The sequence below is a fragment of the Streptomyces sp. NPDC001848 genome (assembly GCF_042891915.1).
GTDB lineage: Bacteria > Actinomycetota > Actinomycetes > Streptomycetales > Streptomycetaceae > Streptomyces.
In genome coordinates this window covers 157,568-183,278 of sequence record NZ_JBIATP010000004.1, presented here as the reverse complement: position 1 = coordinate 183,278, position 25,711 = coordinate 157,568, and the positions used below count along the sequence as shown (strand labels likewise).

Annotated in this window: 22 protein-coding genes and 2 pseudogenes; 17 read left to right on the top strand and 7 right to left on the bottom strand. The window is 71.3% G+C overall.

The window, feature by feature from the left end:
• Positions 1–58: 58 nt before the first annotated feature.
• From ACFYZJ_RS09815 to ACFYZJ_RS09805, 3 genes are read left to right on the top strand one after another with little or no spacing between them, the layout of a single operon-like run.
• Complete coding sequence (locus tag ACFYZJ_RS09815; protein WP_388564947.1) at positions 59–1,738, top strand: FAD-dependent oxidoreductase; 1,680 nt, start codon at positions 59–61, stop codon at positions 1,736–1,738.
• Positions 1,739–1,760: 22 nt separating this feature from the next.
• A complete protein-coding gene (locus ACFYZJ_RS09810; RefSeq protein WP_388564945.1) occupies positions 1,761–3,230 on the top strand; it encodes an ATP-binding protein in 1,470 nt (489 codons plus the stop codon).
• Positions 3,227–3,577: a UBP-type zinc finger domain-containing protein gene (locus ACFYZJ_RS09805; RefSeq protein ID WP_388564943.1), complete on the top strand. Its 351-nt coding sequence runs from the start codon at positions 3,227–3,229 to the stop codon at positions 3,575–3,577. The genes ACFYZJ_RS09810 and ACFYZJ_RS09805 overlap by 4 nt, the downstream gene beginning before the upstream one ends.
• 8 nt (positions 3,578–3,585) lie before the next feature.
• On the opposite strand, the gene ACFYZJ_RS09800 is transcribed toward ACFYZJ_RS09805, so the two are convergent.
• Positions 3,586–5,013 carry a serine hydrolase domain-containing protein gene (locus tag ACFYZJ_RS09800; RefSeq protein WP_388564941.1) on the bottom strand — a complete coding sequence of 476 codons (1,428 nt, stop codon included), beginning with the start codon at positions 5,011–5,013 and terminating at the stop codon, positions 3,586–3,588.
• A 187-nt stretch (positions 5,014–5,200) separates the two neighbouring features.
• Between ACFYZJ_RS09800 and ACFYZJ_RS09795 the strand changes: the two genes are divergently transcribed.
• From ACFYZJ_RS09795 to ACFYZJ_RS09785, 3 genes are all read left to right on the top strand, one after another.
• Positions 5,201–6,172, top strand: coding sequence for an LLM class F420-dependent oxidoreductase (locus ACFYZJ_RS09795; RefSeq protein ID WP_388564939.1), 972 nt, complete (start codon positions 5,201–5,203; stop codon positions 6,170–6,172).
• A 78-nt stretch (positions 6,173–6,250) separates the two neighbouring features.
• Positions 6,251–7,531, top strand: a complete 1,281-nt coding sequence (locus ACFYZJ_RS09790) for a 4-hydroxybenzoate 3-monooxygenase (protein WP_388564937.1) — start codon at positions 6,251–6,253, stop codon at positions 7,529–7,531.
• Between the two features lie 113 nt (positions 7,532–7,644).
• Positions 7,645–9,267: a protein kinase gene (locus tag ACFYZJ_RS09785; RefSeq protein WP_388564935.1), complete on the top strand. Its 1,623-nt coding sequence runs from the start codon at positions 7,645–7,647 to the stop codon at positions 9,265–9,267.
• A gap of 56 nt (positions 9,268–9,323) precedes the next feature.
• Here ACFYZJ_RS09785 and tgmB read toward each other — a convergent pair whose 3' ends face one another.
• Together tgmB and tgmA are read right to left on the bottom strand one after the other, a co-directional pair.
• Positions 9,324–10,280: an ATP-grasp ribosomal peptide maturase gene (gene tgmB, locus ACFYZJ_RS09780; protein WP_388564934.1), complete on the bottom strand. Its 957-nt coding sequence runs from the start codon at positions 10,278–10,280 to the stop codon at positions 9,324–9,326.
• A 13-nt stretch (positions 10,281–10,293) separates the two neighbouring features.
• Positions 10,294–10,485, bottom strand: coding sequence for a putative ATP-grasp-modified RiPP (gene tgmA, locus ACFYZJ_RS09775; protein WP_388564933.1), 192 nt, complete (start codon positions 10,483–10,485; stop codon positions 10,294–10,296).
• Positions 10,486–10,737: 252 nt separating this feature from the next.
• Here tgmA and ACFYZJ_RS09770 point away from each other — a divergent pair, with 252 nt between their 5' ends.
• Positions 10,738–11,025 carry a hypothetical protein gene (locus tag ACFYZJ_RS09770; RefSeq protein ID WP_388564931.1) on the top strand — a complete coding sequence of 96 codons (288 nt, stop codon included), beginning with the start codon at positions 10,738–10,740 and terminating at the stop codon, positions 11,023–11,025.
• A gap of 165 nt (positions 11,026–11,190) precedes the next feature.
• Here the strand turns inward: ACFYZJ_RS09770 and ACFYZJ_RS09765 are convergent, their stop codons facing one another.
• On the bottom strand, positions 11,191–12,174 hold the full coding sequence (locus tag ACFYZJ_RS09765; protein WP_388564928.1) for an aldo/keto reductase: 984 nt from the start codon (positions 12,172–12,174) through the stop codon (positions 11,191–11,193).
• 22 nt (positions 12,175–12,196) lie between these two features.
• Between ACFYZJ_RS09765 and ACFYZJ_RS09760 the strand changes: the two are divergent.
• A pseudogene (locus ACFYZJ_RS09760) lies at positions 12,197–12,430 on the top strand (cholesterol oxidase substrate-binding domain-containing protein); the annotation flags it as partial.
• Between the two features lie 167 nt (positions 12,431–12,597).
• On the opposite strand, the gene ACFYZJ_RS09755 reads toward ACFYZJ_RS09760, so the two are convergent.
• On the bottom strand, positions 12,598–13,611 hold the full coding sequence (locus ACFYZJ_RS09755; RefSeq protein ID WP_388564926.1) for an alpha/beta hydrolase: 1,014 nt from the start codon (positions 13,609–13,611) through the stop codon (positions 12,598–12,600).
• A 535-nt stretch (positions 13,612–14,146) separates the two neighbouring features.
• Positions 14,147–14,536, bottom strand: coding sequence for a hypothetical protein (locus tag ACFYZJ_RS09750; protein WP_388564924.1), 390 nt, complete (start codon positions 14,534–14,536; stop codon positions 14,147–14,149).
• Between the two features lie 207 nt (positions 14,537–14,743).
• Between ACFYZJ_RS09750 and ACFYZJ_RS09745 the strand changes: the two genes are divergently transcribed.
• The 4 genes and pseudogenes from ACFYZJ_RS09745 to ACFYZJ_RS09730 all read left to right on the top strand — a co-directional run.
• The gene (locus ACFYZJ_RS09745) at positions 14,744–15,664 is read left to right on the top strand and encodes a MurR/RpiR family transcriptional regulator (RefSeq protein WP_388564922.1); all 921 of its coding nucleotides are present in this window, start codon (positions 14,744–14,746) and stop codon (positions 15,662–15,664) included.
• A 308-nt stretch (positions 15,665–15,972) separates the two neighbouring features.
• Positions 15,973–16,359, top strand: coding sequence for a hypothetical protein (locus tag ACFYZJ_RS09740; protein WP_388564919.1), 387 nt, complete (start codon positions 15,973–15,975; stop codon positions 16,357–16,359).
• A gap of 125 nt (positions 16,360–16,484) precedes the next feature.
• Entirely contained in the window at positions 16,485–16,790 is a 306-nt protein-coding gene (locus ACFYZJ_RS09735; RefSeq protein ID WP_388564917.1) for a YkvA family protein, read from the top strand.
• A 214-nt stretch (positions 16,791–17,004) separates the two neighbouring features.
• Positions 17,005–17,373: pseudogene (locus tag ACFYZJ_RS09730) on the top strand (peptidase M15); the annotation flags it as partial.
• Between the two features lie 98 nt (positions 17,374–17,471).
• Here ACFYZJ_RS09730 and ACFYZJ_RS09725 read toward each other — a convergent pair.
• Positions 17,472–18,491: a LacI family DNA-binding transcriptional regulator gene (locus ACFYZJ_RS09725; protein WP_388564914.1), complete on the bottom strand. Its 1,020-nt coding sequence runs from the start codon at positions 18,489–18,491 to the stop codon at positions 17,472–17,474.
• 251 nt (positions 18,492–18,742) lie between these two features.
• Between ACFYZJ_RS09725 and ACFYZJ_RS09720 the strand changes: the two genes are divergently transcribed.
• From ACFYZJ_RS09720 to ACFYZJ_RS09700, 5 genes are read left to right on the top strand one after another with little or no spacing between them, the layout of a single operon-like run.
• Positions 18,743–20,692, top strand: coding sequence for a glycoside hydrolase family 127 protein (locus ACFYZJ_RS09720; RefSeq protein ID WP_388564911.1), 1,950 nt, complete (start codon positions 18,743–18,745; stop codon positions 20,690–20,692).
• 59 nt (positions 20,693–20,751) lie between these two features.
• Positions 20,752–22,005 carry an extracellular solute-binding protein gene (locus tag ACFYZJ_RS09715; protein WP_388564909.1) on the top strand — a complete coding sequence of 418 codons (1,254 nt, stop codon included), beginning with the start codon at positions 20,752–20,754 and terminating at the stop codon, positions 22,003–22,005.
• Between the two features lie 49 nt (positions 22,006–22,054).
• Positions 22,055–23,038: a carbohydrate ABC transporter permease gene (locus ACFYZJ_RS09710; protein ID WP_388564907.1), complete on the top strand. Its 984-nt coding sequence runs from the start codon at positions 22,055–22,057 to the stop codon at positions 23,036–23,038.
• Positions 23,035–23,868, top strand: a complete 834-nt coding sequence (locus ACFYZJ_RS09705; protein ID WP_388564905.1) for a carbohydrate ABC transporter permease — start codon at positions 23,035–23,037, stop codon at positions 23,866–23,868. The genes ACFYZJ_RS09710 and ACFYZJ_RS09705 overlap by 4 nt, the downstream gene beginning before the upstream one ends.
• A gap of 60 nt (positions 23,869–23,928) precedes the next feature.
• Positions 23,929–25,671 carry an RICIN domain-containing protein gene (locus tag ACFYZJ_RS09700; protein WP_388564902.1) on the top strand — a complete coding sequence of 581 codons (1,743 nt, stop codon included), beginning with the start codon at positions 23,929–23,931 and terminating at the stop codon, positions 25,669–25,671.
• Positions 25,672–25,711 lie beyond the last annotated feature (40 nt).

The window sequence follows — 25,711 nt, the reverse complement described above, 5'->3', positions numbered from 1 at the left end:
AAACCGGACGATCGAACATACGATGGCGAGACCTGGACGACTCGGGGTGGGAGAGCTCATGGCACAGGCTGCGGGGGCAGCTGCACGGACCGTCATCCTTACCGTGGACGACGACCCCGGAGTGTCGCGTGCCGTGGCGCGCGACCTGCGCCGCCGGTACGGCGAGTCGTACCGCATCGTGCGCGCCGAGTCCGGTGAGAGCGGGCTCGAGGCGCTGCGTGAGCTGAAGCTGCGCGGCGACCTGGTGGCAGTGATCCTGGCCGACTACCGGATGCCGCAGATGAACGGCATCGAGTTCCTGGAACAGGCCCTGGACGTCTACCCGGGCGCCCGGCGGGTGCTGCTGACGGCGTACGCGGACACCAACGCGGCCATCGACGCCATCAACGTGATCGACCTGGACCACTATCTGCTCAAGCCGTGGGATCCGCCGGAGGAGAAGCTCTATCCGGTCCTGGACGATCTGCTGGAGGCGTGGCGGACGTCCGACTACCGGCCGGTCCCTGTCACCAAGGTGGTCGGGCACCGCTGGTCGGCGCGCTCGTCGGACGTACGGGAGTTCCTCGCCCGCAACCAGGTGCCCTACCGCTGGTACTCGGTCGAAACCCCCGAGGGGCAGCGGCTGTTGGGGGCGGCCGGGCAGGACGGGGAGCGGCTGCCGCTCGTCGTCACCCCCGACGGCACGCCGTTGCTCGTGCCGGAGGACGCGGAACTGGCCGCGCACGTGGGCCTGGCCACGACGCCGACCTCGGACTTCTACGACCTGGTCGTGATAGGCGGCGGGCCCGCCGGCCTCGGGGCGGCGGTGTACGGGGCGTCGGAGGGGCTGCGGACGCTGCTCGTGGAGCGGTCCGCGACCGGCGGTCAGGCCGGGCAGAGTTCCCGGATCGAGAACTACCTCGGTTTCCCGGACGGTGTGTCGGGTGCGCAGCTGACGGACCGGGCGCGCCGGCAGGCGAAGAAGTTCGGCGCGGAGATCCTCACCGCGCGGGAGGTGTCCGCTCTGGAGGTCAATGGGGCCGCGCGGATCGTGCGGTTCTCGGACGGGTCCGCGATCGGCGCGCACAGCGTGATCCTGGCGACCGGCGTGTCGTACCGACAGCTCCAGGCGCCGGGGCTGGCCGAGTTGACGGGGTGCGGGGTGTTCTACGGTTCGGCGCTGACGGAGGCGCCGGCCTGTTCGGGGTTCGACGTGTACATCGTGGGCGGCGCCAACTCGGCGGGCCAGGCGGCGATGTACCTGTCCCGGGGCTGCAAGTCGGTCACCCTGCTGGTACGCGGCGAGTCGCTGTCGGCGTCGATGTCGCACTATCTGATCCAGCAGATCGACGAGGCCCCGAACATCCACGTCCGCACCCGCACCGTGGTGGACGCGGCGCACGGCTCGGGCCATCTGGAGAAGCTGACGCTGCGGAACGTGGCGACGGGGGAGACCGAACTCGTCGACGCGCAGTGGTTGTTCGTGTTCATCGGAGCGGCGCCGCTGACCGACTGGCTGGAGGGGACGGTGCTGCGGGACGACAGGGGGTTCATCCCGACCGGCCCCGACATGACGAGTGACGGGCAGCCGCCGAAGGGCTGGGAGCTGGACCGGCCCCCGTACCACCTGGAGACCAACGTCCCGGGTGTGTTCGTGGCGGGCGACGCGCGCGCGGAGTCGGCGAAGCGGGTCGCTTCCGCGGTGGGCGAGGGGGCCATGGCCGTGATGCTCGTCCACCGGTATCTGGAGCAGTCATGAACCCACGACGCGGGGAGCGGCGATGAGCGGCCGGCCGATGGCATGTGACCGGGCGGAGCTGAAGACACTCTTCCTGTTCGAGAAGCTGGACGACGAGCAGCTGGCACGGCTGTGCCGGGAAGGCCGGGTGGAGGAGTTCGACCCCGGCCCGGTCTACACCGAGGGTGAGCCCGCCACCTGCTTCTTCGTCCTCCTCGAAGGCACGGTGGTGCTGTCCCGGCGGGTCGGCTCCGACGACGTGGAGGTCAACCGGACGTCCCAGCGCGGTGTGTACGCGGGCGCCTTCCAGGCGTATCTGGGTGACCGGGCCGCGGCGTCGTACAGCGGGTCGATGCGGGTCACCGAACCCTCGCGGTTCTTCATCCTGCCCGCGGACACGTTCGCCTCGATCATGCGGGACTGGTTCCCGATGGCGGTGCACCTGCTGGAGGGGCTGTTCTTCGGCACCAAGAACACCCAGCAGGTCATCAACCAGCGGGAGCGGCTGCTGGCGCTCGGCTCGCTGTCCGCGGGTCTCACCCATGAGCTGAACAACCCGGCCGCGGCGGCCGTGCGCGCCACCTCGGCGCTGCGCGAGCGGGTCGCCGGGATGCGGCACAAGCTGGGCGCGATCGCCGCCGGACGCTACGAGCCGGACACGCTGCTCACACTGGTCGACATCCAGGAGCGGACGGCGGAACAGGTCGCCAAGGCCGTGCCGGTCAGCCCGCTGGAGGCGTCCGACCGTGAGGACGAGATCAGCGACTGGCTCGACGACCACGGTATCGACGGCGGCTGGCAACTGGCGCCGACGTTCGTGCAGGCCGGTCTCGACACCGACTGGCTGGACCAGGTCGCGGCGGCCGTCGACGAGCGGACGCTGGAGGGCGCGGTCCGCTGGCTCAACTACACGGTCGAGACCGAACTGCTGATGAACGAGATCGAGGACTCCACGACCCGGGTGTCCACGCTCGTCAACGCGGCCCGGCAGTACTCCCAGCTCGACCGGGCACCGTACCGGACGGCCGATGTCCACGAACTCCTGGACAGCACCCTGATGATGCTGTCCGGGAAGATCGGCAAGCGGATCACCGTCGTCAAGGACTACGACCGGTCCCTGCCCAACGTCCCCGCCTACCCCGCCGAGTTGAACCAGGTGTGGACCAACCTCATCGACAACGCGGTGTCGGCCATGAACGACGCGGGCGGGGAGGGTACGCTGACCGTGCGGACGGCGCTCGACCGTGACCAACTGCTCGTGGAGTTCCGCGACACGGGGCCGGGCGTGCCGGAGGAGATCCGCGACCGCATCTTCGATCCGTTCTTCACCACCAAGCCGGTCGGCCAGGGAACCGGGCTCGGCCTGGACATCTCCTGGCGCATCGTCGTCAACAAGCACCACGGCAGCCTGAGCGTGCGGTCGGAACCGGGTGACACGCGGTTCCAGGTGCGACTGCCGCTCACCGCCGTGGATGCCGTGGATTCCGAGACAGCTGCGGAGGCGTCGTCGTGAGCACAGTGCAGGGGATCGACCCGAGCGTCCCGCCGAGCGGCACCGGGTGCGTGGAGTGCGACGCGGCAGGGGGATGGTGGTTCCATCTGCGACGGTGCGCGCAGTGCGGGCACATCGGGTGTTGTGACGACTCGCCCGCGAAGCACGCGACCGCGCACTTCCATGCCACCGGGCATCCCGTGATCCGCAGTTTCGAGCCGGGTGAGGGCTGGTTCTGGAACTACGAGACGTCCGAGCTGTACGAGGCCGGGCCCGAGTTGGCTCCTCCGGTCAGTCATCCCGAGGATCAGCCCGCGCCGGGGCCGCGCGGCAGGGTCCCGGCCAACTGGATGGAGACGCTCGGCTAGCCGAGTCGTCAGGCGCGGGGCGCCCGTTGGCGGCTCAGTGGCCCCGCGTGCAGCGGTGTGGTGTGCCAGTGGGCCGTGAACGTGCCCGTGGCGGGCGTGCCTGTGATCGTCAGGCGGTGCGGGGTCTCAAGGAACAGGACGTCGGCGCTCAGCGTGTCCTGGGTCGTCCAGCCGCCGCTGGTCGCGGTGGGCAGCGGGTCCTCCTCGACCGCCCAGGTGGAGCCGGGAAGGGGGAGGACCAGGCGGTCATCCCCCTCGACCAGGGTCAGCCTCCAGGTGCCGTCCTCCCGGGTGACCTCGACCGCCGTCAACGTCGGCTGTGCCGGACAGTGGCCGCCCTCGGGTGTCAGGCGGATCCCCGACCGGAGTGCGGGTTCGCGGTCCGCCGTGACCGGGGGCAGCGCGAGGCGGTCGAGGCGGTGCTGGAGTGCCTTGTCCTCGTCGTCGCGGTCGGTGAGCGGGGCCGGGCCGAACGCGGGCAGCAGATGGTTCCACACGGCGTCCAGCAGCTGCTGCATCCGCTCGGTCGCCGCGGTCGTCGCGATCACCGCGTCGTGCTCGGGCAGGACGACGCAGAACTGGCCGTACGCCCCGTCGCCCCGGTATCCGTGCCGTGCCATCCAGAACTGGAAGCCGTAACCCTGCTGCCAGTCCGAGCCGGCCCCCTCGGGGGTGCGGCCGGCGGTGGCGATGTGCGTGCGTGTCGCCTCCGCGACCCAGGACGAGGGCAGCAGGCGCCTGCCCTCCCAGACGCCGTCCTGGAGGTACAGCAGGCCGAGGCGGGCGACCGCGTCCGTGGCGGCGTGCAGTCCGGTGAATCCCATGTCACGGCCTCGCGGATGCTGCACCCAGGCGGCCTCCCCGATACCGAGCGGGTCGAGGAGCCTCGGGCGCAGGTACTCGGTCAATGACTGTCCGGACTGCCGCTGCACGATCGCGGCGAGCGTGTACGTCGCGGGCTGGTTGTAGGCGAAGACCGTGCCGGGGTCCCGGTCCGGCGGGATCAGCAGGAAGCCGCGCACGGGCTCCGCGCGGTCGAGTGCCAGCGCCTCGGTCCAGGTCTCGTCGAGGTGTCCGCTCGCCATGGACGCGACGTGCCGGACCAGCATGGCGCGGCTGCGCGGGTCGGTGATCTCCGCCTCGAACTCGGGGAAGTACGAGATCACGGGCGCGTCGAGGTCGACAAGGCCCTCGGCGACGGCGAGCCCGGCCGCGGTCGAGGTGAAGCTCTTGCTGAGCGAGTACAGCAGGTGGGGGCGGTCGGCGGTGTACGGCGCCCACCAGCCGGAGGCCACCAGACGGCCGTGGCGCAGGATCATCAGGCTGTGCGGCTCGATCTCCGGCGCCGCCTCCACCGCGTCGACAAACGCCTGGATCCCGTGGGCGTCGACCCCTTGCTCCGCGGGTGTGCTGACGGGCAACGGGCGGGCACTCATCGGGCGGCCTCCTGCACGGTCTCGGCGGGTGATCGGACCGCCGGCACGGCTTCCGGTGACGACTGCCGACCGGACGGCTGATCGCTGTACGCGCCATCCTTCCGCCTCCGCCCGGCAGGTGTCCACGGTGCCGTCGGACGGACGCGATGGCCAGTTTTCTTCCCTTCCAACCGGGAACCCGCGCTTTATGGTGCGAATCGGATACACGATGATGACCGAACAGGCGGGGCCGCGCGAGCTCGTCGACCATGTGGTGCGGGCCGAGGAGGCCGGGTTCGAGTTCTCCGTGACCTCCGACCACTATTTCCCGTGGCTGCGGGAGCAGGGGCACGCCCCGTACGCGTGGAGCGTGCTGGGCGCCGCCGCCCAGGCCACCTCGCGCATCCCGCTGATGACGTACGTGACCTGTCCGACCGTCCGCTACCACCCGGCGGTGGTGGCCCAGAAGGCGGCGACGACGCAACTGCTGTCGCAGGGCCGCTTCCGGCTGGGGCTAGGCGCCGGGGAGAACCTCAACGAACACGTGGTGGGCCGGGGTTGGCCCTCGGTGGAGGTGCGGCACGAGATGCTGGAAGAGGCGATCGGCATCATCCGCGACCTGTTCGGCGGAGGCCATGTCAGCCGTCGGGGCAAGCACTTCGGCGTGGACTCGGCACGGCTGTGGGACCTGCCGGACGAGCCGCCGCAGATCGGTGTCGCCGTCTCCGGTGAGCGGTCGTGCGCGCTCGCGGGCCGGCTCGCCGATCTGGTCATCTCCACGGAGCCGAAGCAGGAGCTGCTGGCCGCGTTCGACCGGCACGGCGGCGAGGGAAAGCCGCGGGTCGGGCAGTTGCCGGTCTGCTACGACCGGGACCGGGACGCGGCGATCCGGCGGGCGCACGAGCAGTTCCGCTGGTTCGGCTCGGGCTGGAAGGTCAACTCCGAGCTGCCGCATCCGGATTCGTTCGCGTCGGCCACCCAGTTCGTCACGCCCGACGATGTGGCCGCCGCCATTCCGTGCGGCGACGATCCGGGGGACTTCGTGGAGGCCGTGCGGCCCTACGCCGAGGCCGGGTTCACAGAGATCGCGCTGGTGCAGATCGGCGGCGAGTCGCAGCCGGAGTACATCGACTGGTCGAGCAAGGAGCTGCTGCCGGCCCTGCGGGAGACCCTCCGCTGAGGCCGCGACAACGGGGGCGGGCACGTGTAACGGCGCCTGGCCTGTGAGGGGTTGACGGTACGCCGCCATAATGACCGGATGATCGACTCCTCCGTCTCCCCCGCCCCCGTTTCCCCGCCCGAGCCGCGCGTTCCCGTCGTCATCGTGGGCGCCGGTCCCGCCGGGCTGACGCTCGCCAACGTCCTGCGGGACGCCTCGGTCGACTGTGTCGTCCTGGAGGCGGAGAGCAGGGAGTTCATCGAACAGCGGCCCCGGGCGGGGTTCCTCGAGGAGTGGGTCGTACGGGCGCTCGAGCGGCACGGGCTGGCCGGGCGGCTGCTTCGGACGGCGCAGACCCACAGCGTGTGCGAGTTCCGTGTCGACGGGGAGCGGCTCCGGTTCCCGTACACGGAGATCTCCGGCCACCACCATTTCGTCTATCCCCAGCCGCTGCTCGTCACCGACCTCGTACACGAGTACGCGGACGTCAAGGGGGGCGACATACGATTCCATGTGCGGGACGTGCAGGTGCACGGCATCGACACCGAGAATCCGTCCGTGTCGTACACCGATCCGGTCTCCGGTGAGCGTCGGCGCATCGCGTGCGAAGTGATCGCCGGCTGCGACGGCGCCCGCGGTGTCACCCGGGCCGCTCTGCCGCCGGAGCGTGCGCACCTGGCGCGGCTCGACTACGGGGTCGGGTGGCTGGCGCTGCTCGCCGAGGCGCCACCGTCGTCGGACTGCGTGGTGTTCGGGGTGCATCCGCGCGGTTTCGCCGCCCATATGGCGCGCAGCCCGCAGGTCACCCGCTACTACCTGGAGGTTCCGCCCGGTGACGACCCGGAGAACTGGCCGCACGACCGTGTCTGGTCCGAGCTGCGCGCACGGCTGTCCGTGGCGGGGGCGCCGCCGCTGACCGAGGGGCGGCTGATCGAGAAGCGTGTGCTGGACATGCACAACTACGTGGTCCAGCCGATGGCGTACGGGCGGCTGTTCCTCGCGGGCGATGCGGCGCACCTGGTCGCCCCGATCGCCGCGAAGGGCATGAACCTGGCCCTGCACGACGCGCTGCTGCTCGGGGACGCGCTCATCGCCCACCAGGGCACCGGCGACACCGGTGGCCTGCGCGACTACTCGGCGGCCTGCCTGCGGCGCGTGTGGCAGTACCAGGAGTTCTCCGAGTGGTTCGCGGAGCTGCTGCACGGGCCGTCGTCGGGCGATCCGTTCCGCGCGGGCAACGCCGTCGCCCGGCTGCGGCGGCTTTTCGACTCCCCCGCGGCGGCGGCCGCGTTCGCCGAGTCGTACATCGGTGGGACCGCCACGGTAACCGACGGTAAACTACTGGCCAGTAGCGAAGGAGCGACGTTTTCGCACGTGTGAGCGGTGCAGGGCGGGTCGGGAAATCCGGCTCGTAGAAAATCGCCTTTCTTTGAACACCCACCGTCACGTCCGCCGTACATCCGGGAAAGGGAGAGTCCGGTGCGCTGCGAGGGATGACGATGGACCACGGGCAGGTCTCCACACAGGAGTTGGTTGCCGGACGGTACCGGACGCTCGAAGTCCTCCACCGTGAGGAGGGGCGCACCGTCTGGCTCGGCGAGGACATGGAGCTCGGGCGGCCGGTCACCCTCACCCAGTCGCGGCTCGCGCCGCTGCGGCCCGAGGTCAGCTCACGCCGCACGATCGCCCGGATCCTGCGCGAGTCGGAGGCCATGGAACTGCTGTGCCCCGGCCGGATCGCCACGGTCCTCGACGCGGTCGACGACAACGGTGTCCTGTGGACCGTGACGGAACGGATCGAGGGCACCCCCCTGGGGGAGATCCTGGACCGCGGGCCCCTGAACTACGTGCGTGCCGCCCGTATCGGCCTTGGGATCCTCGACGTCCTGGAGGCCGCCCACCGGCGGGGCGTCACCCACGGAGACCTGAGCCCCGGGCAGGTGTTCGTGCAGGAGGGGGGCCAGGTCGTGGTGGCCGGATTCGGGTTGATCGGATCCTCCGTCACCCAGCGGGTCACCGCGCCGTCGTACGCCTCCCCCGAACAGGCCCGCGGATCGAGCGCCGGCCCGGCGGCGGACCAATGGGCCCTCGGAGCGCTGCTGTACGCGATGGTGGAGGGCCGTCCACCGTTCCGGGACCGGGGCCCGGCCGAGGCGACGCTGCGCGCCGTGGACCGGCTGCCGCTGCGTCCCCCGCTGAGCGCCGGGCCGTTGGCCCCGGCCATCACGGGGCTGCTGCGCCGGGACGCCCTGGAGCGGGTCCCGGAGTCCGCGGTGCGGGTCTCCCTTGTGCGCATCGTGAGTGACGACCTCGGCGAGCCCACGCAGGAGACGCTGATGCCGCGCCTGAGGGGTGCGTGGCTGGTCGCCCACCGGGCGGGACGGGCCTGGAGCAGACCGGCCGTGCGCCGGTCGGCGCTGGTGGGGGCCGGGTTGGTGGTCGTGGCCTCCTCGGTTGCCGTCCTCGTCGCGACGGGTGGCTCGGACGGGAGCGGCGCGTCGGCGACCGGGACGGAGCCGTCGCGCTCCGTCGCGCCCTCGCGTTCGCCCGCGCCGTCCGGGAACAGCGCCGGCGGCGGAACACCCCCCTCCGCGACGAGTACGGCACCGACACCGTCCGCGCGCCCGTCGTCGCCCGCCACCGAGAACCCGGCAACGACCTTCCACCGCTACGACGCGCCGGAAGGCTTCTCCATCGATCTGCCGCAGGGATGGAGTCCCGTCGGCACCTACAACGCCGCCGAGGGCACCTACCGGGTCACGTTCGGCGCGAGCGGCGACCCGCGCACGCTTGCGGTCACCTACAGCGTGCGGCTCGGTACGGACCCGGTCGCCGTGTGGCGGAAGCTGGAGCCGTCCTTGAAAAGCACGTACGCCGACTACGCACGGGTGGGCGACATCCGCGCCGTGACCTACCAGGGCCACAAGGGTGCCGACATGGTGTGGCTTTCCACGGTGGACGGCGTCCGGGTGCGCACCTTCGGCCGGGGCTTCCTCCTCGGCGACGACCGCGGCTGCTCCCTGCGCTGGACGACCCCGGCGGCGGACGCGCAGAGCACCGCCAACCAGCAGGCGCTGGACGTGTTCCTGAGAACGTTCCGGCCGCCGGCGGCATGAGCGACGGGGCGGTGCGGACGATCCGTACGGATCCGCTGCGCCGCCCGACCCCACGGCTACCAGCGGCCTTCCGAGGGCCGGCGGTCGGGTGCGCGCCGGGCCAGCCAGTGGGCGATCGACTCCGCTATGGGCTGGCCGGTTTCCAGCTCGACGAAGCCGAACTGGCCGCCCTGGTTGCACTCGAGGAACCACCACACCCCCTCCTCGTCCTCCGCGAAGTCGAAGGCGGCGTACGCGAGGCCGGACAGCCTCAGATACTCGTGGACCGACTTCACGATGCGGTCGGGCACCGCGGTGGGCTCCCAGGAGTACCCGGTGTCGCCGAACCGGCCGTCCACCTGTCCGGGCACCGCCTGCTTGCGGGCACCGAACAGGCACGCGCCGACGCAGGTCAACCGGATGTCGGCGCGCTTGGGGACGTAGCGCTGCAGCAGGGCGGGGCCGGCCGCGACGGCGGAGAAGTCGGCGTCCGGCCCGATCAGGGTCGTCGGCAGGGCCAGCTCGGGCTCGTCCTGCGGCGGCCCCGACGCGGACTTCACCACCACGTCCCGGTACTCCTCCGCGAACTGCTGCGCCACGCGCGGCGCGGTGGTGACGACGGTTGGCGGGACCGCGAAGCCGCTGAGGTGGGCGATCCGCAGCTGCCACGGCTTGTAGCGGGCCTGTTCGGCGTTGCGGGGATGGTTCATCCACCGCGTGGACGCCGAGTAGAGCATGCCGTACAGGGCCTGCCGGGTCTCCGCGGTAAGCCAGGCCGAGGGTTCCGCGGCGTGGGCGGCCGGTTCCCCGGGCCGGCGTACCCATACCGAGCGCAGGCCCCCCGTGCTCAGGACGTGCCCGCCCACCGACAGATGGCCGTCGAAGTCGCCGTGGGCGTAGTCGGCCGACAGCACCGCCCTGCCGGGGACGTCGGCGGGGTCCAGGCGCATCACGGGCACGGCCCGCTCATGCAGCTCGGCCACCACCATGTCGGCCGTCACGTCCTCCTCCGACGTGAGGATGAGAACCGTCATCCGGTCCGTGCCGTCAGTCGTCGAAGTGGGTCTGCGAACCGGCCGTCGACGTCGTCGTGCCGACCGACAGCAGCAGAGCACGGTCACTGACGGCGGGACGCCCGTCCGGGAGCACGTTCAACTGCCGCGAGGGATCGAAACGGTACGGCGTCACCATGGCCTGAACCCCTTTGGGGACGGCGTAGTTGAGGGTGAACGGTCGCACGTGAAACCTCCACGGTCTTGGGTTGCCACTTCCCAAATCTTTACGCCTTCCCCTCGTAAGGAATTCATCACTTTCCGACACATGGGGGTGAAGGTCATCACATACCCGAGACGCAACCCCTTGACGTCACGGGGCGTCCCCGGCACGCCGGATGCGCGCTGTCAGTACCCTCGGCAACAATGCGGGGTAAAGATCATCTCGCCCTCCGAGCGGGAGGATCATCCGCCCCGCCCCCGGAAAGGCTGACCGACCATGACGCGCCCTCGGCTCAGTTCCCGTGCTGCCGAAGTGCTGCGCCTGATCATGGACCAGCGCCTGGCGGTCTTTCTGACGGTGCATGCGAACGGGCGCCGCCGGTACGGCTACTGGCAGACCGACGGCCGTCCCGTGGCCCTGCCGACCGAGGAGTGCGACGCGTTGTACGCGGCCGGGCGGATCGTGCTCGGCGACCCGGTGGTCGACCGGTCGAAGACCGTCTACCGCGTCCGGGCCACCGCGCGCGGCACGTCCCGCGCGCCCCGTTCCGCCCTGACGGCGTGAGCGCGTGAGGGTGCGAGCGCGTGAGGGTGCGAGCGCGTGAGGGTGCGAGCGCGTGAGGGTGCGAGCGCGTGAGGGTGCGAGGGTGCGAACGGATCAGCCCAGCGGGCCCGGGTCGAAAGTCCCGCCCTCCTCCGCGGGCGGACAACGGGACCGTCGCGGCAGGCCCTACCAGCGGTCCTCGACCTGCTCCTTGATCCGCCGGTCGTACAGGTCCCGGATGGCGTCGAGCGTCTCCCGCGACAGCGGGGGCAGCTTCGCCGCCGCCGCGTTGGCGCGGGCCTGGTCCGCCGAGCGGGCGCCGGGGATCACCGTGGTCACGCCGGGCTGCTGGATGATCCAGGCGAGCGCCAGCTGGGCCGGGGTGTAGCCCTCCGGGGCGAGCGCGGCGAACTCGGCCGCCGCCTCGACGCCGGAGGCGAAGTCGACACCGGAGAAGGTCTCGCCCTGGTCGAAGGCCTCACCGTGCCGGTTGAAGGAGCGGTGGTCGTTCGCGGCGAAGACCGTGTCCTTGGTGTACTTGCCCGACAGCAGGCCGGAGGCGAGCGGTACCCGGGCGATGATGCCCACGCCGGCCTCCCGCGCAGCCGGGAGGACCTCGCGCAGCGGCTTCATGCGGAACGGGTTGAGGATGATCTGCACGCTCGCCACATTCGGGCGGGCGATCGCGGTGAGCGCTTCCGCGCACGTCTCCACGCTCACCCCGTAGGCGGCGACACGGCCCTCCTCCACCAGGGTGTCCAGGGCGTCGTACACCTCGTCGGAGGAGTAGACCGGCGTGGGCGGACAGTGCAGCTGCACCAGGTCGATGCGGTCGACGCCGAGGTTGCGGCGGGAGCGGTCGTTCCAGAAGCGGAAGTTGTCGAGGACGTAGTTCTGCGGGATCTGGTCCACACGGCGGCCCATCTTGGTCGCCACCAGCACGTGCAGGTCGGGCCTGCCGAGCAGGAAGGCCGCGATGGTCTGCTCGCTGCGCCCGTCGCCGTACACATCGGCTGTGTCGAGGAACGTCACCCCCGACTCGACCGCCGCTTCCAGCACCTCGTGGGCGTCCTTGTCGTCCACGTCGCCCCAGTCGGCGCCCAACTGCCAGGTGCCGAGGCCGATCACCGACGCGTGCTGCCCGGACCTGCGGAATTCTCGCTCTTCCATGCGGCCAGTGTGTCATCCGCACGAGCAGTTCCTGCTCGACACGTACGACGGTGGGGCGGCCCTCGTCCGCGTGGAGTGGTCCAAGGGGTGGGCGTACACGGACCGGGCGGCGTGGTCGGACCCGGACGTGCTGCACGGCCCCGTGCCCGACTCGTTCGGCGACGGGCCGTCCTGGGCCCAGGCGTCCGCGGTCCTCGACCGGCTCGACCCGCACCGCGTGTTCGGCAACGCCTTTCTGGACCGGCTGTTCCCCTAGGCGGTCAGCCGGCGGCCCCGGGCGCGGAGCGCCGCAGCCTTCGCACCCGTCTGCCGGGCCGGATCCGCAGCCACCTCCCCGGCGCGGCGGACCGCTCGCCACGCCGGGGAGAGGCGCGGGGGTCCTTGTGGATCCGCCTGTGATCCGCCAGGCCCCCGTGGCCCCGGTCAGGCGCTCAGCAGCCGCCGCAGCCAGCGCAACCGGGCCGCACGGGCCTCCTGGGACAACGGGGCCTGCGGGGCGAAGCCGTCGAAGCCGTGGAACCCGCCGGGCCACACATGGAGTTCCGCGCGCCCACCCGCCTGCCAGATACGGGAGGCGTAGGTGACGTCCTCGTCGCGGAAGGTCTCCGCGGAACCGACGTCGATGAAGGCGGGCGGCAGACCGGACAGGTCGGTGGCGCGGGCCGGGGCGGCGTACGGGGAGACGTCCGGGCCGCCGCGCGCGTCGCCCAGGAGCGCGCCCCAGGCGGTGGCGTTGGCGGTGTGGTCCCATACGCCGTGCCCGGCCATCTGGCGGGCGGAGACCGAGTCGTTGCGGTCGTCCAGCATGGGGCACATCAGCAGCTGTCCCAGCAGCCCGGGGCCGCCGCGGTCCCGGGCGAGCAGCGCCAGCGCCGCGGTGAGGCCACCGCCCGCGCTGCCGCCCGCGACGATGATGCGCTCGGGGTCGACGCCGAGTTCCTCGGCGTTCTCGGCGGTCCACTTGAGGCCCGCCCAACAGTCCTCGACCGGGGCCGGGTGCGGGTGCTCGGGAGCCAGCCGGTACTCGACGGAGACCACGACCAGGCCCAGCTCCTCGGCCCAGTCGAGCGCCTCGTCCACGCCGAACCGGTTGGTGCCCAGGATCATCCCCCCGCCGTGCACGTGGTAGATCGCCGGCAGCGGGCCGGTCGTACCCGTGGGCCGGCAGATGAGCAGGGAGACATCGGGCGCACCGGCCGGTCCCGGCACCGCCCGCTCCTCCACCTCGAAGGCGCCGCCGCGCCGCAGTTCGACGTCGGAGGGCGGCGGGAACAGCATGCCGGCGCGCACCTCCGGGATGGCCTCGGGCGGGAAGCCCGGGGGCAACTGCTCGCCGATCGATTCCAGCGCCGCCGCCAGCTCCGGATCGAAGGGCGGGGGCGGAAAGACGGGCTCGGCGTCTGCGGCTGCCGGGGAGGTCGTCGGTTCGGCGGTCATGGCTGCTCCTCGCGTCGTGGCCACGCCCTCGTGGCCAGTGCGTTTCATGGTGCGCACCGCCCCGCCGCCGGGCACGCGCCGTTCGGCGGGAATCCCCCGTCGAACGGCGGGCGGACCGTCTCGGGTCCCGGCGGCCTTCCGCGCCCTCGGGGTCGAGGCCCGCGGGAGGGTGGGCGCGAACTCCGGGCGCCGCGCTCGAGGCTGCCGTCCGCCGCCCCGAGGAGGACGGACACCTCGGGCAGCAAGGCCGCCGGCGGTCACGACGATGCCGGTGGCGACCACGCTCACGGCCGGGCCCATGGTCCCGGCGGACGGTCCCGGCGGACACACCGTCGCCCCCGGAGCCGCCACAGCCTCCGTCCCCCTCTCCGGCGGGCAACTCCCGGACCCGCGCGGCGCCCGGAACGACGCGGCGGTGCCGGACACGGAGGCGACGCCGCTCACCGGGGCGCGCGACCGCGGACGGTTCTCCTCCGCCCGCGCCTGCCACGCCGGTGCCCCGCAGCGGCGCCGGCGTGGCACCCGGATGGGACGCTCAGGGCCGCGTCCGGCTCTCCAGCCGAAGCTCGACATCGACCTCCTGGTCCCCGGCGACGACGCCGAGCTGGTGGACGGCGTACAGCTCGTCCAGGGCGCGGCGCAGTCGCTCCACCGCCCTGGGCTCGCCCTGCAGCTCGGCCTTGACCGGGCCGGACAGCGGCGGTGGCGGCGACGTGCGCTCAGGTGTGCCGCGCGTGGCCGACGTGTCGAACGTCCCGGTCCACATCGTGGGCCGGGAGGTGTGCGCCTCGTGGGGCGCCTCCCCGGCGGCGCGGTCCGAGCCGAAGTGGCGGCACAGTTCGGCGAACAGGTTCCCGGCGTCCGTCGCCGAGCAGTCGCTGACCACTACTTCGACCTGGGGTACGTGCGTTTCGGACGCGTTCACGGCCGCTCCTCTCCTCGCGATGGCAGACCGATGGCCGACCGGACGGCCGACGCGGGTACCCCGCCCCAAGGGCCCCATGCACGACGGTACGGCGGGTGCCCGCGGCCCGCCTGTCGGGGAGCTGTCCGCGATATGGGCGGTAAGCCCCCTGGTCAGCGCTGTCCGTGAGCTATGTTGAAGGTCTTGGGACACAACGGAGGAGGTCCGGTGCCATCGCCGCAGCAGGCACGCGCGCAGGCATCTGCGATCACTGCGGGCAAGACGGCCCCGGAAGCGGGTGCCAGCCCGACGTCCCAGCTCAGGGAGTTGTTCGACGGTCCCAGGCTGTCTCCGGGGCATCGCCGGATCGCCCAGTACCTGATCGAGCACATCACCGAGGCCGCGTTCCTGTCGATCACGGATCTGGCCGAGCGGGTGGGGGTGAGCCAGCCTTCGGTGACCCGTTTCGCCGCCGCCGTCGGCTTCAGTGGCTACCCCGCGCTGCGGGAGAAGTTGCAGTCCATCGCCCTGAGCACCCTGGGCAGCCCGGGCACTCCGGCGGAGCAGCGGGCCAATGAGCTGCAGGCGGCCGTGGACGCCGAGATCGAGAACCTGGAGAACCTGCGCCGGGACTTCGCCGATCCGGACCAGGTGATCACGATCGGGCGGGCGCTGTCGGAGTCGACGCCCCTGACGGTGATGGGTCTGCGGATCTCCGCCTCCCTCGCCGAGTACTTCGCCTACGGGGCCCGGCGCATCCACCCCGACGTACGGCTGGTGACGCGCGGCGGGACGGTCGCCTATGACGCGTTGTTGCAGTCGCGGGAGGCCGGCGGAACCTGGGTACTGGCCTTCGGGATGCCCCGGCACGCCCAGGAGAGCCTGACCGCGGTGCGGGTGGCACGCAGCGCCGGGCTGAAGGTCGCCCTGATCACGGATCTGGGGCTGGGTCCGCTCGCCGACGAGGCCGATGTCGTGTTCGCCACCGGCACCGGCTCCCGCCTGGTGTTCGACTCCTACGCCGCCCCCGGGCTGATGGCCGCGGCGTTGCTGCAGGCGATGACCGACGCCGATCCGGAGCGGACACAGGCCCGCCTGGAGGAGTACGAGCAGATCGCCGATCAGCACCAGTTCTTCCTCAAGGACTGACCGGCCGGGCACCGGACCGGCGTTCCCGTCAAACGGGATCTGTCGCGCCAAACCGAACGTGAATTTTTTCATGTCCTTGCGTATCCGGTCCGTATATATAAATACTTCTCGCGGATCGCGGCCCGGGACAGCCGGGGCGCGCCGTACGGACAACCGGGGCCGTCCGCTCCTACCCACCGGGTTCCGGGTGTCCGGCCGGGCCCCGCTGCGCGGGCATCCTCGGCGGCGGCTCCGGCCCTCCCCTAGACCGGAGCCGCCCCCGAAGTCGTCGCAGCACCCTGAGCCGACGTGACCCGGAAGCGAACATCATGGCCTTGACGACGTACTCGCCGATCAGCTCGGACTGGCCGTGCCAGGTCAAAACCCCCGGCAGCTACGACTGGGAGCGGTCGGCGGCCAAGTGGCTGCGCGAACTCGTGCCCGCGCGCTACGCCAGCTACCCGGCCCTGATCCGCCACCCGGTCCTGCTCGCCCGGCACGCCCAGATCCAGGTGCAGAACGAGGTGCGGGTGGCCCGCACGGCGCTGCAGACGGCCCGCGCGGAGCTGCCCGGGCTCGGCCTGCCGGAGTCGGTGATCGAGCACACGATCAGGATGTACGCCGCCGAGGTCATGCAGTTGCAGCACATAGCGCGCAGCGTACGGGCCGTCACCCAGGCCCTGGTGGAGAGCAATCAGGCGCGCCCCGGCCACTGACGGGACCCCCGCAGCACCGCTTCTTCCCCGGCCGTGCGGGGCGTTCGGCCCCGCACGGGCACGGTCCACCGTGAAGCCGGGCATCCGTAGGAGAGGACGACTCCTACGGATGCCCGGAGCTGCGCATGGATTCCACGACCTGGGCCGTGCTCGCCGTCGCCGCCGTCCTCGCGGCGGTTCTGCTCGGCGTGGCCCTCGCCCTGCTGCGGCGGCTGGTCCGCACGCGCCGCGACCTGCGCCGTGCCGGGCTGCCCACCGGCCCCCGTTGGCTGTTCTGGGGCGCGGTCCTGTACCTGGTGCTGCCGACCGACCTTGTGCCGGATCCCGTGTACCTGGACGACATCGGCGTCCTGCTGCTGGCGCTGCGCTCGATGCGGGCCGCGGTACCGGCGCGGGAACCGTGGCGCGACGGCGGCACCTTGTCCGACTGACGGGCCACCGGGGCGCGGCCGCAGTGAACACGGTCGCGCCGCAGCGCGAGCCGTCCGCCAGGGGCATCTCGACTCATCCTCCCGGCCCCCTTCACACTCCCCGGCGACTTCCCCGCGCCGATGCAACCCACCCGCCGGTCCGGCGCGTACAGATGGGGCCGTCGCCCGCGTCCGTGGCGCGGTCCGTGCCGAACCCGGCACCGGGAGAAGGAGATTCTTCTCGGCGCTGGTGAGCGGAAGGCTGATCTCGGCCCCTCGGCCGGCCGAGATGGAGCGGTGGACGCCGGTGAACAGCACCCAGGGCTACGGGCTCGGTCTGCGCCGCCGTGACCTGTCGTGCGGTATCTCGGTGGTCGGTCACACGGGCACCGTCCAGGGGTACTACACCTCTGCGTTCACCTCCCAGGACGGCCGGCGCAGCGTGACCGCGCTCGCCAACACCTCCAACAACGCGGCGGTGCTCACCACGATGGCCCGTACGCTGGAATCCGCCTTCTGCGGCGCCCGGTCGACGACGGCCAGGCGCAGCGCCGCTCCGGCCGAACGCCATGAGGACGTCGCGCCCGCCCTGACCCGCGACTGACGATGTGTGCCGGTGCGGCCGGTCGTCCCCGGCCGCACCGGCAGCCACGTGGCCGGGCCGGACGTCGGCTGCGTCGCCGTGACAGCCGTCGCGAACCCTCAGCTGGACTCCCGCACCACCAGCCGGCACGGCACGGTGTGCAGGCCGGGTGCCGGTTCGACGTCGATGGCCTCCAGCAGGCGCAGGGCGGCGATCCTGCCGATCTCGGCGAGGTTCATGTCGATGGTGGTCAGGGGCGGGCGGCTGGCCAGGGCCATGGTGTCCCAGTTGTCGTAGCCCACGACCGCGATGTCGCCGGGAACGTTCACGCCGCGTTCGCGCAGCGTGTCGGTGACGCCCCGGGCGATCTGGTCGTTGCCGCAGAAGAAGGCGTCCGTGTCCGGTGCCGTGCGCAGGACGGCGTCGGCGGCACGGCGGCCCCATGCCTCGCTCCACTCGCCGAAGTGGACCCGTCCGGTGGCGAGTTCCAGGGAGGAGCGCTCCAGGTGCTCGATGGTGTGGCGCGCGCGGTCGCGGGCCGCCGCGTGGTGCTCCGGGCCGGTGATGTGCGCGATCCGGGTGCGCCCGATGGCCAGCAGATGGTCGACGGCGAGGTGCGCCCCGCCCCGGTCGTCGGAGACCACCGAGGTGTCGGCGGGGTCGGTCGAGGGCGAGAGCGCGTAGACGATGGGGACCGACTCGATGCCGGTGAGCGGAGGGCGTGGGTCCGTGCGGCGGCCGGTGACGATGATGCCGTCGACCCGCCGGTCCATCAGGTTGCGCAGATGGTGCTGTTCCCGGATGGCGTCGCCGCGCGTGTCGCACAGCAGCACGGAGATCTTCCCGGCGCCCAGGGCGTCCTCGGCGCCGAGCAGGACCGGGGTGCTGAACCGGCCGATGCCGTCCGTCGTCATCAGCCCGACCGTCCAGCTGCGGCCGGTGTGCAGGCTCTGGGCGTGCTGGTTGGGCCGGAACCCCAGTGCTTCCACCGCGTCCAGCACCCGCTGCCGGGTCTCGGGACGCATCCTGCCGCCGCCGCTCAGCGCCTTCGACGCCGTGCCGACGCTGACGCCGGCCAGGGCGGCGACATCGGCGAGCTTGGCCCGGCCGGCGGAGGGGATGCCTGCAGCAGAGGTCACGGGCAAACCTTTTCCTTGAGGGTAACAGTGCGCACCATCCTGGCAGTGGCAGCGGCCTGAGCGCCAGCCCGTGAGCAAGCGGAAAAATATCGTGTCATTCCTCTTGACCGCCGCCTGCTTCCGTCCACTACTTTCACCACAGAAAAACGGTTGCTCAAACATGCACCGCTTCGCTTCTTCGCCTCCTTGTCTCCTCGCAGCCGAGGCGACCTCGTCGGCTGCTCCCGTCCTGCGACGCACCCCGGAGAACCATGCCCCGCACACGCACAACCCCGCCCTCCCCCGGCCCGGTCCGCCCCAGTCCGGGGGCCTACACCGCGCTGCGGCCCGCCGCCGTCGGCATCGGCGAGGGCTTCTGGCACGCCCGGCGCGAGGTCAACGCACGCACCTCCATCCCGCAGGGCCCGCACCTGCTGGAGTCGGCGGGAAACCTGCACAACCTGCAGGTGGTGGCGGGCACCGCCGAGGGCCAGTTCCAGGGCACCTACCCGTTCCAGGACTCCGACGTCTACAAGTGGCTGGAGGCCGCCTCCTGGCAGCTCGCCCATCAAACGGAGCTGGAGGACGACGGTCAGCTCGCCGACGCGGTGGACCGGATCGTCGCGCTCGTCGCCGACGCCCAGCAGCCCGACGGCTACCTCAACACCTGGTTCCAGCTCCGCGAGGGCGGTAAGCGCTACGAGGACCTGCGCTGGGGACACGAGCTGTACTGCGCCGGCCATCTGATCCAGGCCGCGGTGGCCCACCACCGGGCGACCGGCGGTGCCGAACTGCTCGATGTGGCCCGCCGTTTCGCCGACCACATCGACTCGGTGTTCGGTCCGCCCGGCAGCGGCAAGCCCATCGACGGCATCGACGGCCACCCCGAAGTGGAGAGCGCCCTGGTCGAGCTGTACCGGGAGACCGGCGAACACCGCTACCTGGACCTCGCCGCCTACTTCGTCGACCGCCACGGCCACGGCCTGCTCGGCAACGAGGCGTACTGCCAGGACCGCGTACCGCTGCGCGAGGCCACCAACGTCGAGGGGCACGCCGTACGCCAGCTCTATCTGCTGGCCGCCGCGGCCGACCTGGCGACCGAGACGGGTGAGGCCGAACTGCGAGCCGCCACCGAGCGGTTGTGGCGGGCGATGACCGCCACCAAGACTTATCTGACCGGCGGTCTCGGCGCCCACCACGACGAGGAGGACTTCGGCGACCCGTACGAGCTGCCCAACGAGCGCGCCTACTGCGAGACCTGCGCCGCCATCGCCTCCGTCCAGTGGAGCTGGCGCATGGCCCTGCTCACCGGCGAGGCCCGCTACTCCGACCTGATCGAGCGCACCCTGTACAACGGCTTCCTCGCCGGTGTCTCCCTGGACGGCGAACGTTGGCTGTACGTCAACCCGTTGCAGGTGCGCGACGGCCACACCGACACCGGCGGCGACCAGTCGGCGCGCCGCACCCGCTGGTTCCGCTGCGCCTGCTGCCCGCCGAACGTCATGCGGCTGCTGGCCTCCCTGGAGCACTACCTCGCCTCGACGGACGCGGGCGGCCTGCAGATCCACCAGTACGTCACCGGGCGCTACGAGGGCGACATCGACGGCGCCCCGGTCGCCATGAGCGCAGTGACGGACTACCCCTGGCACGGCGCGATCGCCCTCACCGTCGAGGAGGCGCCCGAGGGGCGGCCGTGGACGCTGTCCCTGCGCGTGCCGCAGTGGTGCCGCGAGTACCGGGTCCGGGTCGGGGACACGACGTACGACCACACCGACGCACCCGTCGACGACGGCTGGCTGCGGCTGGAGCGCGCCTGGGCACCCGGCGACCAGGTCGTCCTCGAACTCGCCCTGGAGCCCCGCCTCACCGCGGCCGACCCACGCGTGGACGCCGTGCGCGGCTGTGTGGCGATCGAGCGCGGGCCGCTCGTGTACTGCCTGGAGCAGGTCGACCACCCCGGCGGCGGTCTGGACGACGTCGTCATCGACACCACCCGTCCGCTCGCCGTCAAGCACCGCCCGGACCTGCTCGGCGGTGTCACCACCGTCGTGGCCGCCGGGCTCCGCCGGCACATCCCCGACGCCGGCTGGTGGCCGTACCGGACCGCGGAGTCCCCCGAGGACCCCTCGGCCGGGGAGCCTCTCGAGCTGACCGCGATCCCCTACTACGCCTGGGCCAACCGCCAGGACGGCAGCATGCGCGTCTGGCTGCCCACCTCCTGAGCGCGTTCCTCCGCCCCCCAGCCCCGCCACACCCCGAGACAGAGACAACGAGGTCACCCGTGAGACACACCCGCCGCACCCTGCTCGCCGCCGTCGCCGTCATCGGCACCCTTGCCTCCGCCACCGCCTGCGGCGGCGGTTCGGGCTCCTCCTCGTCGTCGTCCGGCAAGTCGGGCGCGACGTACACCTTCTGGGACCCGTACCCGCAGTTCGACGCGTCCTCGGCGTGGGGCAAGCTCGTCGCCAAGTGCGGTACCGACGCGGGGGTCAAGGTCAAGCGCACCGGGATGGACACCACGGACCTGGGCAACAAGGCGCTGCTGGCCGCACAGCAGGGCAACGCCCCCGATGTGATGCTCGTGGACAACCCGGTCGTCTCCACGCTGGTGGAGGCCGGCATCCTCAACAAGACCAGCGACCTCGGCCTGGACACGTCGTCGATCCAGAAGAACATCATCGGCGCGGGCGTCATCGACGGCTCCGCCTACGGCGTCCCCATCGGTGCGAACACGCTCGCCCTCTACTACAACAAGAAGGTCCTGTCCGCCGCCCACGTCGACCCCGCCTCCGTCAAGGACTGGGCGTCCTTGACGGAGGCCTTGAAGAAGGTCAAGGCGGCCGGCCAGAAGGGCATCACCTTCTCCGCGATCAACACGGAGGAGGGCAGCTTCCAGTTCCTGCCGTGGTTCTGGGGCGCCGGCGGTGACCTCACCAAGCTCGACTCGCCGAAGGGCGTGGCCGCCCTGACGCTGTGGAAGCAGTGGGTCGACGAGGGCTACGCGCCCAAGGACGTCCTGCAGAACACCCAGACCACCAGCTGGCAGGAGTTCGCCACGGGTGACTACGCGTTCGGCGAGAACGGCACCTGGCAGCTCGGCAACGCGGCGAAGGCCGGGTTCCCGTACGGGGTCATCGGCATCCCGGGACAGAACGGCGGCTCGGCGCCCGTGCCGACCGGTGGCGAGTTCGTCACCGTCCCGGTGCAGAAGGACAACTCCCGCTACGACGTCAGCAAGAAGATCGTCACGTGTCTGACCAGCTCCGCCAACCTGCTGTCGACGGACAACACCCTGATGTACGTCGCGCCCACCCAGGAGGTGCAGGCCGAGCAGGTGAAGGGGAACCCGGAGCTGAAGCCGTGGGTGGCCGCGGTCGCCGCGGCGCGCGGCCGCACCAGCGGCGGTCTGGGCACCAAGTACCCGACGATCTCCCAGCCGATGTGGACCGCCGTGCAGTCCGCGCTGTCGGGCAGCAGGAGCCCGCAGGACGCCCTCGACACCGCGCAGACGGCCGCCGCCAAGGGCAAGAGCTGACGCCACCACACCACCGCCCCGGACACGCCACCCGCATCCAGGAGTTCGCATGACCATCGCCCGCGTCGACCGCCGCTCCCAGCGGTCCCCGGCCAGGTCCGGGGCGACCGGCGCCACCCACGGCGAGGACTCGTCGGCACTGCGGCGCCGTCAGCGCCGCAGGAGCCGGCTCACCGCGCTGGCCTTCCTCGCTCCACTGATCGTCTACCTCGCCGCCTTCTACCTGTACCCGCTCTACCGCAACCTCGACCTGAGCCTGCGCAACTACACCGTCCGGTCGTTCGTGGCGGGCGACGCGCCGTTCTCCGGGCTCGACAACTTCAGGACCGTCCTCGACGATCCCACGTTCGGCCCGGCGATGCGCCACACCATGATCTTCACCTTCGTGTCGATCGCCTTCCAGTACGCGGCCGGGCTCGCCCTCGCGGTCTTCTTCAACCGGCACTTCCGGCTGGCCGGCACGCTCCGGGCGCTGTTCCTGATCCCCTGGCTGCTGCCGCTGATCGTGTCTGCGTCGACCTGGTCGTGGATGTTCAACAGCGAGTCCGGCGTCATCAACTACGCCCTCCACCTGGTCGGGGTGTCACCGGTCGACTGGCTCAACTCCCCCGACTGGGCGTTGACCTCGGTCATCATCGCCAACATCTGGATCGGCATCCCGTTCAACCTGGTCATCCTCTACAGCGGCCTGCAGAACATCCCCGCGGAGCTGTACGAGGCGGCCTCCCTGGACGGGGCGAGCGCCTGGCAGCAGTTCCGGCGTGTCACCTTCCCGCTGCTGCGCCCGGTCTCGGCGATCACGCTGCTGCTCGGCCTGGTCTACACCCTGAAGGTGTTCGACCTGATCTGGATCATGACCAAGGGCGGTCCCGGCGACGCCTCCTCCACCCTGGCGACCTGGTCCTACCAGCTCGGTTTCGGCACGCTGCTGCCGAAGTTCGGCCCCGGGGCCGCCGTCGGAAACATCCTCATCCTCATCGCCCTCGTCTTCGGGCTGCTGTACATCCGCGTCCAGAGGAGGCAGGAAGCATGACCGCCGTCCGCGGCTCGACCCGGCGCTCGCGCCTCCACACCGTCATCGGCGTTCTGCTCACCGCCGTGATGCTGTTCCCGGTGTACTGGATGCTGAACGTGTCCCTCACCCCGCAGCGGGACATGCGCAAGAGCCCGCCCGACCTCCTCCCGCTGCACCCCACCTTCGAGGGCTACCGCGCCGTCCTCGACGACCAGATGCCGTACCTGGGCACCAGCCTCCTGATCGGCCTGGGCACGGTCGTCCTCACCCTCCTCCTCGCCGCCCCGGCCGGCTTCGCGCTGGCCAGGCTGCGGCCGAGCGGCGGCGGACTCCTCGGCCTCGCCCTGCTGATCGCCCAGATGATCCCGGGCATCGTCATGGCGATGGGCTTCTACGGGATCTTCCTCGACCTCGGGCTGCTCAACTCCTGGTGGGGGCTGATCGTCGCGGACTCCACCATCGCGGTGCCCTTCGGGGTCATGATCTTCACGGCGTTCATGTCGGGCATCCCCGGTGAGCTCATCGCCGCGGCCCGCATCGATGGCGCGGGCACCTGGCGCACCTTCCTGTCGGTCGTGCTCCCGGTGAGCCGCAACGCCGTGGTCACCGTCTCGCTCTTCAGCTTCCTGTGGGCCTGGTCCGACTTCGTCTTCGCCAACACCCTGGACGGCGGCGGCGACATGCGCCCGATCACCCTCGGCATCTACCACTACATCGGCAACAACAACCAGGAATGGAACGCGATCATGGCCACCGCCGTCGTCGCGTCGATCCCCGCAGCCGTCCTGCTGGTCCTCGCCCAGCGCTACGTGGCCGCCGGTGTGACCGCGGGCGCGGTGAAGGACTGAGTCCGTCCGGCACGGACCAGGACGGACATTCCCCCGATTCCCTCTCCTCAGGAGACCTTCGTGAGCCGCACTCGCAGACGCATCGGCCTGACCGCCACCGTCGGCACCGCCGTCCTCGTCGCCGGCCTCGCCACCGCCGGCCCCGTCCAGGCGTCCCCGACCTCCTCGACCACCCTGGTGGTGAGCGCCGGCCAGACCCTCCGCCCGGTCACCCACGTCGCGACCGGCAGCCTCTACGGCCTCGCCGACGACAGCATCCCGGCCGACAGCCTGGTCGCCCCGCTGAAGCCGAACACCTTCGTGCAGATGGCCCCGGGCGGCTCCCAGTTGCCCAACGGGGAGCCCAAGCCCGGCGGGGACGCGCTGGTCGTGGCCCCGAAGGCGGCTCGTGCCGGAGCCAAGGTGGTCGTACGGATGCCGGACTGGTACCCGAACTTTCCCTACAAATGGGTCAGTTGGAGCGACTGGCTGTCGGCCGTGGACAAGCAGGTCGCGTCCGTGCAGTCGTCCGGCGCCACCAACATCGCCGCGTACGAGTTGTGGAACGAGCCCGACTGGACCTGGGACACCACCAACGCGGGCGCGTTCGACGCCGGCTGGGCGCGCACGTACAAGGAGGTCCGTGGCAAGGACACCAGGACCCCGGTCCAAGGCCCGAGTTACTCGGCCTGGAACCAGAGCCGGATGAGCCAGTTCCTCACCGACGCCAAGGCCTCCGGCACCGTGCCCGACATCATCTCCTGGCACGAGTTGCAGGGGTCGGGCAACATCGCCGCGCACGTCTCGGCGTACCGCTCCCTGGAGGCCGGCCTCGGCATCAGCCCGCGCCCGATCGCCATCGAGGAGTACGGCACCACGAGCGAGGTCGGTGTGCCCGGGCCGCTGATCGGGTACGTCGCCAAGTTCGAGCGGGCCGGTGTGCACGACGCCGAGCTGGCCTTCTGGAACCACTACGGCACCCTCGGCGACACCCTCACCGACACCGGCGGTTCCCCCAACGGGGCGTACTGGGCGTACAAGTGGTACGGCGACATGTCCGGGAACATGCTCGTCACCACGCCTCCGACTCAGACGGGCATCGACGGAATCGCCTCCCTCAACGGCTCCGGCAACCAGATCAGCGTCATCGCGGGCGGCTGCACCGGTTCCTGCGCCGTGACGATCAACGGCCTGAACTCCCTGTCGGCCTTCGGCAGCACGGTCCACGTGAAGCTGGAGTACACGCCCTCAAAGGGCCGCACGACCGCGGTGTCCGGCCCGATCACCATCTCCGACACCGACTACACCGTCACGAAAGGCTCGATCACGGTGCCGGTGACGATGAACGCCTCCGACGGCTACCACATCGTCGTCACCCCCACCGGCACCTCCACCTCACTGGCCGGCCGCTACCAGATCACCAACAAGAACAGCGGCCTCGCCCTGGACACCCGGAGCGCCGGCACCGCGCAGGGCACGCCCGTCGTCCAGGCGACCTCCACCACCGGCACCGACCAGAACTGGACCCTGGTGTCCGCGGGCCGGGGCCTGTACAGGATCGTCCAGCAGTCCAGCGGTCTGCTGCTCGGCATCCAGAACATGAGCACGGCTGACGGTGGTACGGCCCTCATCTGGGGCGACAACGGCACCGACGACCACCTGTGGCAGCTCATCCCGTCGGGCGACGGCTATTACAAGATCGCCAACTACAACAGCGGTCTGCTGCTGGGCGTGGACCAGATGAAGACCACCTCGGGAGCCCAGGTCCTCCAGTGGGAGGACAACGGAACCGCCGACCACCTGTGGAAGCTGACCTCGCGCTGAGATCGGGTCGAGCCGCTGCTCACCGTGCCGGTCCGGTACG

Coding starts and splice junctions, on each gene's coding strand:
- ACFYZJ_RS09815 (WP_388564947.1), top strand. CDS start 59: ATGGCACAGGCTGCGGGGGCAGCTGCACGGACCGTCATCCTTACCGTG.
- ACFYZJ_RS09810 (WP_388564945.1), top strand. CDS start 1,761: ATGAGCGGCCGGCCGATGGCATGTGACCGGGCGGAGCTGAAGACACTC.
- ACFYZJ_RS09800 (WP_388564941.1), bottom strand. CDS start 5,013: ATGAGTGCCCGCCCGTTGCCCGTCAGCACACCCGCGGAGCAAGGGGTC.
- ACFYZJ_RS09795 (WP_388564939.1), top strand. CDS start 5,201: ATGGTGCGAATCGGATACACGATGATGACCGAACAGGCGGGGCCGCGC.
- ACFYZJ_RS09790 (WP_388564937.1), top strand. CDS start 6,251: ATGATCGACTCCTCCGTCTCCCCCGCCCCCGTTTCCCCGCCCGAGCCG.
- ACFYZJ_RS09785 (WP_388564935.1), top strand. CDS start 7,645: ATGACGATGGACCACGGGCAGGTCTCCACACAGGAGTTGGTTGCCGGA.
- tgmB (WP_388564934.1), bottom strand. CDS start 10,280: ATGACGGTTCTCATCCTCACGTCGGAGGAGGACGTGACGGCCGACATG.
- ACFYZJ_RS09770 (WP_388564931.1), top strand. CDS start 10,738: ATGACGCGCCCTCGGCTCAGTTCCCGTGCTGCCGAAGTGCTGCGCCTG.
- ACFYZJ_RS09765 (WP_388564928.1), bottom strand. CDS start 12,174: ATGGAAGAGCGAGAATTCCGCAGGTCCGGGCAGCACGCGTCGGTGATC.
- ACFYZJ_RS09755 (WP_388564926.1), bottom strand. CDS start 13,611: ATGACCGCCGAACCGACGACCTCCCCGGCAGCCGCAGACGCCGAGCCC.
- ACFYZJ_RS09740 (WP_388564919.1), top strand. CDS start 15,973: ATGGCCTTGACGACGTACTCGCCGATCAGCTCGGACTGGCCGTGCCAG.
- ACFYZJ_RS09735 (WP_388564917.1), top strand. CDS start 16,485: ATGGATTCCACGACCTGGGCCGTGCTCGCCGTCGCCGCCGTCCTCGCG.
- ACFYZJ_RS09720 (WP_388564911.1), top strand. CDS start 18,743: ATGCCCCGCACACGCACAACCCCGCCCTCCCCCGGCCCGGTCCGCCCC.
- ACFYZJ_RS09710 (WP_388564907.1), top strand. CDS start 22,055: ATGACCATCGCCCGCGTCGACCGCCGCTCCCAGCGGTCCCCGGCCAGG.
- ACFYZJ_RS09705 (WP_388564905.1), top strand. CDS start 23,035: ATGACCGCCGTCCGCGGCTCGACCCGGCGCTCGCGCCTCCACACCGTC.